General features: G+C 72.8%; 1 protein-coding gene and 2 pseudogenes. 1 reads left to right on the top strand and 2 read right to left on the bottom strand.

The genetic code is table 11. From position 1 onward, the window contains the following. Window positions 1-156: 156 nt before the first annotated feature. Entirely contained in the window at window positions 157-438 is a 282-nt protein-coding gene (locus tag AOK23_RS41695; protein WP_055717601.1) for a hypothetical protein, read from the top strand. Between the two features lie 10 nt (window positions 439-448). Here the strand turns inward: AOK23_RS41695 and pspAB are convergent. Next, window positions 449-625, bottom strand: a pseudogene (gene pspAB, locus AOK23_RS52175) (PspA-associated protein PspAB); the annotation flags it as partial. Continuing rightward, window positions 620-748: pseudogene (locus AOK23_RS51105) on the bottom strand (zinc metalloprotease HtpX); the annotation flags it as partial. The pseudogenes pspAB and AOK23_RS51105, both read right to left, overlap by 6 nt. Window positions 749-1,069 lie beyond the last annotated feature (321 nt).

The raw sequence follows: 1,069 nt of genomic DNA, 5'->3' as shown, positions 1-1,069 counted from the left end.
CTCCGAAGGCGTCCGGACGCCCCACCGCCCCCGATATTCGGATGCGGGCGCGTCAGCCCGCCCAGCATCCTGGACGGGCGCAGCCGAGCGTCCGGCACCGGACCGTGCGGGACGGGCATCGCTGCCACCACCCACGCACACCCAAGGAGGCCCGCCATGGGCACCTTGATCCTTTCGGCGACCGCGGTCCTGGTCGTCCTCGGTTTCTCGAACGAACTGCTCTGGCTCGCCGCGGTCGGGCTGCTCTACCTGTACATCCGCCACGGCCGCACCCGCGGTGGCTCGCCGTCGTCGCCGTCGTCGAGCGGCGGCGCACAGCCCGCCTCCTACCGGGCCTACCGGGAGCGCCGTGACCAGCAGGCGAAGTGGGAGCGCCGCTACCGCCGTGAGCGGCCCTTCGAGGCCCGTCGGCAGGACCGGCAGAAGAGCGGCAAGTAACGAGCCCGTGCCCCGGGGCACCCCAGAGGGGGAACCAGCGGCCCAGGTCGGGCTCGATCCGCAGGTCTTCCGCGAGGACCGCCCTGACCCGCAGCTCCAGCGCGTTGTCCCGCCGGTCCGCCTCGCCCGGCAGCGGCGCGAACGGATAGAACGTGCCGCGCTTGTAGAGGTAGACGAGCCCCACCGCCCCGTGCAGCCGCGGATACTCCCCGGCCTCCACGATCCGCCCGCGCATGGCGTACAGGGCGACCCGGTCGGAGTACCAGTACTGCGCCGCCAGGAGCAGGGCCGCGGCCACCACGACCAGCACNNACGTGATCGTCATCCGCGCGGTCAGCCGGGGATCACTCCGGAACCGGTTCGACATCCGTACCACCCCGCACTCAGGCAGGCACCCGTCCCGCCTTCCATTGTGCGCTCGGACGGCGGCCACGGCTCCGAGAGCCTGCGGCGGGGGACGGGCTCAGTACGAGGACCGGTAGTTGAGGTAGCCGATCACCGCGATCAGCCCGGCCACACAGCCGAACACCACGAGCGTCGACACCCACGACGACCGGCGCGGTGCGCGCGGGCCGGGATGCTGGCCGCGCGCTGGAAGGAGAATCCGCCCGCGCCGCAGCCCTTCCGCGCC

The organism is Streptomyces torulosus (assembly GCF_001419765.1).
GTDB classification, from domain to species: Bacteria; Actinomycetota; Actinomycetes; order Streptomycetales; family Streptomycetaceae; genus Streptomyces; species Streptomyces torulosus.
Note: the sequence above shows the minus strand (reverse complement) of the source record. Positions and strands in the feature narration are given on the sequence as shown.

What these genes read in the sequence shown, in the direction of transcription:
- AOK23_RS41695 (WP_055717601.1), top strand. Translation starts at nt 157, where the DNA reads ATGGGCACCTTGATCCTTTCGGCGACCGCGGTCCTGGTCGTCCTCGGT.